Genomic DNA, 5,121 nt, shown 5'->3' on the forward strand with positions numbered 1-5,121 from the left:
TGGCCGGGGCAGTCGACGTGGGCGTAGTGGCGGTTGGCCGTCTCGTATTCGACGTGCGCCGTCGAGATCGTGATGCCGCGCGCCTTCTCTTCGGGCGCCGCATCGATCTGGTCGTAGCGCTTGTATTCGCCAAAATACTTCGTGATCGCCGCCGTCAGCGACGTCTTGCCATGATCGACGTGACCGATCGTGCCGATGTTCACATGAGGCTTAGTGCGCTCGAATTTACCTTTTGCCATAGTCTCTTTCCTTGGACGGCCTTGACCTTCAGTTCAGTCGAATGCGGGGCGATTAGCGACAAAGGCCAAAAAACACAAGCGTCTTTTGGCCGGGTGCCGTCTCACTCAGTCCGAACCTGGGATCCGATTGCGGGGATGTGGCGCTGATATAGGTAGGCCCTGGACGGAATGGAATGGGTGAAAGCCGGGTCGATCGGGCCGCCCCGGCGGCCTCATGCCCGCCAATCCGTGTCCGCTTCACGGCCCGTCGATGGCCCATTGCGGTCGTCATCGAGCTCTGATCTCCTGACCCGATGCATTTCCTTCCAACGACCGTTCGCGGCCCACTGTTCATGATCATCTCGACCGGGTCGTATCTCGTCAACGATACGATGATGAAACTCGCGACCGCCGGGCTGCCGTCCTACGAGGTGCTGTTCCTGCGCGGTGTCGCGGCGGCGTTGTGGGGGTTTCCGCTGCTGTTCGCGCTTGGCTACGGCAAACAGATCCCGCTGATCTTCGACAGACGCGTGCTGGGCAGGAACCTGCTCGAGATGGCGGCGATCCTCTGTTATGTCGTGGCGCTCGCCAACATGCAGATCGCGGATTCCACCGCGCTCGGACAGATAACGCCGCTCCTGATGCTGGTCGGCTCGTCGATCCTGTTTGGCGAGCGCATCGGCGGCCTGCGCATGGCGCTGATCGGGCTCGGCTTCATCGGCGCGCTGATGGTGGCGCAGCCGACGATGCAAGGCATTTCGGTCTACGCGCTGCTGGCGCTCGGCAATGCGGCGCTGGCGGCGGCGCGCGACCTTGCCGGCAGGCGGGTCTCGGCCGAGGTGCCGGGGATGATCGTGGCGATCTCCGCCGTCGTGGTGGTGCTGATCGGCGCCGGCGCCGCGCATCTGGTTTCCGAGCGCTGGGTGATGCCAGAGGCACGTCACCTGCTGCTGATGGCCGGCGCCGGGTTTTTCTTGATCTTCGGCCATTTCTTCATCTTCATGGCCTACCGCGTCGGGCCGACCAGCGCGGTGGCGCCGTTCTATTATTGCTTCACCGTCTGGGCCGTCATTTCGGGACTGCTGGTGTTCGGACAATTCCCCAATGTGCTGGCCGTCTGCGGCATCCTGCTGGTGGTGGGCAGCGGGCTGACCATCGTGTCGTTGGACCAACGCAAGCGCCGGCTGGCCGTGGTCGCCTAGCCATTGCTCGCACTACGAAGCCAGGACGCCGGTCACCGGCCCCGAAACAAGTTGGTGACCGGCAAGCAAAAAAGGCGCGTGCGTTCCGGCTAAAGCGTCCTGCGTCCGCTGAACTGGTGGTAGGCCCACAGCACGACCACGGCGCCAACCACGGCGACGATCAGGCTGGAGATGTTGAGACCGGTGACACCGACGCCAAAGATCTGGCTGCAGATCACGCCGCCGACAATGGCGCCGACAATGCCGAGCACGATATCCATGATCAGGCCCTGGCCGGTCTTGTTGACGATCTTGCTGCCCAGGAAGCCGGCGATAGCGCCGAGAATGATCCAGCTGATGATACCCATTTTTTTCCTCTCCATCCCTCGCCAGCGCGACATTTTCATATGATTGTCAAAAGCTCAAGCCAGCTTGAAATTCCGCCCGAATGCGCCATTGTGGAAGCTGGGCTGGGTTTGGTTGAGATGGAGGATCCACTATGGGACTTTTTGACAACGCCGTTCCCGGCGGCAACATCACCAAACCGCTGATGATCGCGCTCGGCGCGTTGCTGGTCGGAAAAATGCTGAGCGGCAGAAGTGCCGAACAGCCGGATCAACCCGAAACTGCCGCTCCACCCGCCCCCGTACCGACCGAAGCCACCGCCAGTGACGGCGGCCTGCTCGGCGGCCTCGGCGGCCTGCTCGACAAGCTCAGGGATGCCGGTCACGGCAACACCGCCGACTCCTGGGTCGGCACCGGGCAGAACCAGTCGATCAACGCCAATGATCTCGGCAATGCGATTGGACCCCAAATTATCCGCGAGATCGCGCAACGGACCGGCATGAATGAGCAGGAACTGCTCAAGCAACTGTCCACGGCCCTGCCCGGCATCGTCGACAAGCTGACGCCGAACGGCCAGGTGCCGCAGCAGCACCAGGTGGCGTCCGCGTTCAACAGCTGACGCGGGCGGAGACGATCGGAGCGCTGCACGCATTGCGCAGTGTTCCGGCTTGCAGCTGGTTGCGATGGAATTCTGGGCGATGGAAATCTGGGCGACGGAATTCTGGAGCGGGTAGCGGGAATCGAACCCGCATATTCAGCTTGGAAGGCTGCTGCTCTACCACTGAGCTATACCCGCGCCTTGCACTGAAGTACCGGATTCACCCGAAAAGCGCCATGCGCTTTTCGCCTCCGATGCTCTTCGCGTTTCAGGGCTTCCGGGCCGGCAGTGGTGGAGAGGGTTGGATTCGAACCAACGTAGGCTAAGCCAACGGATTTACAGTCCGTCCCCTTTAACCACTCGGGCACCTCTCCAGTCTGCCGCCGGAGCCATGCAACGAGGCATTCTTGCCGATCCGGACCCGAGATAGATGTCTTCTCCGAAATCAGCGAAGCGCCTTATGGCGGCAAGGCCAGTGGGTGTCAACCGCGCAGCCGGGCTTTTTCGAACTTGTTCGCCGACTGCGGCGACGGGCCGTATCCCTGGCCGCCGCAGACGGTTATAGAAGCCGACCATGAGCAACAAGACCAACACTCCGAAAGACACCCATTACGCCAAGCTGCGCCGCGCCTTTCGCGACGAGAAGAGCGGCGGCGCGCCGGCATTCAAGCCACGTCAGCCTGTACCCCCGGGCGAAAACGCAGGCGATGGCCTGGTGCGGCTCTATGGCCTGCACACGGTGCGGGCGGCGCTCGACAATCCACGGCGCCGGATCAAGAAAATGCTGGTGACGCGCAATGCGGCCGAGCGTCTTGAAATTGCCGATCTCGCCGCCCTGCCGTTCACGGCCGAACTGGTCGAGCCCAGGGATATCGACAAGATCACCGGATCGGATGCCGTGCATCAGGGTGTGCTGATCGAGGCGGAGCCGCTGAAGCCCAAACGCCTCGACGCGCTGGGCGACACGAAACTGGTGCTGGTGCTCGACCAGGTCACCGATCCGCACAATGTCGGCGCCATCCTGCGCTCGGCGGTCGCGTTCGGTGCCGGCGCGCTGATCACCACGGCGCGTCACAGCCCGCAGGAATCGGGCGTGCTGGCGAAATCCGCCTCCGGCGCGCTGGAGCATATCGACCAGATCGAGGTCAAGAACCTCGCCGACGCGCTCGGGCAGCTGCACGAGGCCGGCTTCCAGACCATCGGGCTCGATTCGGATGGGCCGGCGGAACTCGAAACCAGCTTTGCCGGAGACAGGGTCGCGCTGGTGCTCGGCGCCGAAGGCAAGGGCCTGCGCCAGAAGACGCGCGAGACGGTGACGACGCTGGCCCGGCTCGATATGCCCGGCGCAATCAGATCGCTCAACGTGTCGAACGCCGCGGCGGTGAGCCTCTACGCGGCACGGGCGTTCCTGAAGCGCGACTGAGCCGGAGGCGACAGTTCCGTCGCCGATCTGAACGAGAAACGGGTCCCGGCGATGGTCGCGGGAACCCGTTCTTCGACAGGAAAGGGAGCTGGCGGCCTGGGAACGTTATACCGCCCTCTCCCGACCTATGCCGCTTTGCCTTTGGCCTCGGCCGCCTCGCCGCCGACCTCGAAATCGGCCATCCGCTCAAGCGCCCTGACCAGCGCCGAGTGATCCTCCTTCGCGCCGCCATTGGCGGCGCAGGAATTGAACAGTTGCTGGGTGGTCGAGGTGTTGGGCAGCGACACGCCAAGCGCCTTGGCGCCTTCCAGCGCCAGGTTGAGGTCCTTCTGGTGCAATTCGATGCGGAACCCCGGCGCGAAGCTGCGCTTGACCATGCGCTCGCCATGCACTTCGAGGATGCGCGAGGCCGCCAGACCGCCCATCAGCGCCTGCCTGACCTTGGCCGGATCGGCGCCGGCTTTTGAAGCAAAAACAAGAGCTTCGGCGACGGCTTCAATGGTCAGCGCGACGACGATCTGGTTGGCGACCTTGGTGGTCTGGCCGACGCCGTTCGGCCCGACCAAAGTGACGTTCTTGCCCATCTTCTCGAACACCGGCCTGGCTCGTTCAAAAGCCTTTTCCTCGCCGCCGACCATGATGGTGAGCGACGCCGCCTTGGCGCCGACCTCACCGCCCGAGACTGGCGCGTCGAGATAGTCGCAACCGAGCGCATTGATCTTCTGGGCGAAGGTCTTGGTCTCGATCGGCGAGATCGAACTCATGTCGATGACCAGCTTGCCCTTCGAAAGGCCGGAGGCGACGCCGTTGTCGCCGAACAGCACTTCGGCCACCTGCGGCGTGTCGGGCACCATCAGGATGACGATGTCGGCAGCCTTGGCCACGGCTGCATGGCCGGTCACGGTCTTCAGGCCCTTGGCGACGAGATCCGCCGGCGGCTTGGAGCGGTGATCGCTGGCGATGACCTTGTAGCCAGAATCCAGCAGATGCCGCGCCATCGGCGCGCCCATGATGCCGAGACCGATGAAGCCTATGGTTTCCATTGTGGTTCTCCTTTGTGAAGGCAGCGTTCTGTCGCGCCCCCCTCTGGCCTGCCGGCCATCTCCCCCACAGGTGGGGAGATTGGCTCTTTCGGCGCCTCGCTCATCCTGCAACGTTGGAGATTGGCGAAAGCCGAGATGACATTCGATCTCCCTCCTTGTGGGGGAGATGGCCGGCAGGCCAGAGGGGGGCGCGAAGGATCGCGACTTCAATTGCAACAGCTAAGCCGCCGCACTGCCCTGCCCGGCCAGGTCCCGGAACCAGGCCAGCCCGGCTTCCGTGCCGGCCTTCGGCTTGTATTCCGCCCCGATCCAG

General features: G+C 63.5%; 6 protein-coding genes, 2 tRNA genes and 1 pseudogene. 3 read left to right on the forward strand and 6 right to left on the reverse strand.

All coding sequences use genetic code 11. From position 1 onward, the window contains the following. On the reverse strand, positions 1-239 hold a 239-nt coding region (locus LB568_RS33230; RefSeq protein WP_263497376.1), incomplete at its 3' end, for a GTP-binding protein. 293 nt (positions 240-532) lie between these two features. Between LB568_RS33230 and LB568_RS33235 the strand changes: the two genes are divergently transcribed. Then, complete coding sequence (locus LB568_RS33235) at positions 533-1,420, forward strand: DMT family transporter (RefSeq protein WP_013895718.1); 888 nt, start codon at positions 533-535, stop codon at positions 1,418-1,420. A gap of 89 nt (positions 1,421-1,509) precedes the next feature. Here the strand turns inward: LB568_RS33235 and LB568_RS33240 are convergent, their stop codons facing one another. Further along, a complete protein-coding gene (locus LB568_RS33240) occupies positions 1,510-1,767 on the reverse strand; it encodes a GlsB/YeaQ/YmgE family stress response membrane protein (RefSeq protein WP_013895719.1) in 258 nt (85 codons plus the stop codon). 131 nt (positions 1,768-1,898) lie between these two features. Between LB568_RS33240 and LB568_RS33245 the strand changes: the two genes are divergently transcribed. Beyond that, entirely contained in the window at positions 1,899-2,363 is a 465-nt protein-coding gene (locus LB568_RS33245; RefSeq protein WP_140573615.1) for a YidB family protein, read from the forward strand. Between the two features lie 103 nt (positions 2,364-2,466). Here the strand turns inward: LB568_RS33245 and LB568_RS33250 are convergent. Continuing rightward, positions 2,467-2,540, reverse strand: a tRNA-Gly gene (locus LB568_RS33250). Positions 2,541-2,631: 91 nt separating this feature from the next. Then, positions 2,632-2,716: transfer RNA gene (locus LB568_RS33255), tRNA-Tyr, on the reverse strand. 200 nt (positions 2,717-2,916) lie between these two features. Between LB568_RS33255 and LB568_RS33260 the strand changes: the two genes are divergently transcribed. Then, complete coding sequence (locus LB568_RS33260; protein ID WP_140573612.1) at positions 2,917-3,765, forward strand: TrmH family RNA methyltransferase; 849 nt, start codon at positions 2,917-2,919, stop codon at positions 3,763-3,765. A 125-nt stretch (positions 3,766-3,890) separates the two neighbouring features. Here the strand turns inward: LB568_RS33260 and LB568_RS33265 are convergent, their stop codons facing one another. Further along, a complete protein-coding gene (locus tag LB568_RS33265; protein WP_263497377.1) occupies positions 3,891-4,808 on the reverse strand; it encodes a 2-hydroxy-3-oxopropionate reductase in 918 nt (305 codons plus the stop codon). 219 nt (positions 4,809-5,027) lie between these two features. Continuing rightward, positions 5,028-5,121 (reverse strand): annotated as a pseudogene (locus LB568_RS33755) (hydroxypyruvate isomerase); the annotation flags it as partial.

Source organism: Mesorhizobium sp. B263B2A, from assembly GCF_020165775.1.
Lineage (GTDB): Bacteria > Pseudomonadota > Alphaproteobacteria > Rhizobiales > Rhizobiaceae > Mesorhizobium > Mesorhizobium opportunistum.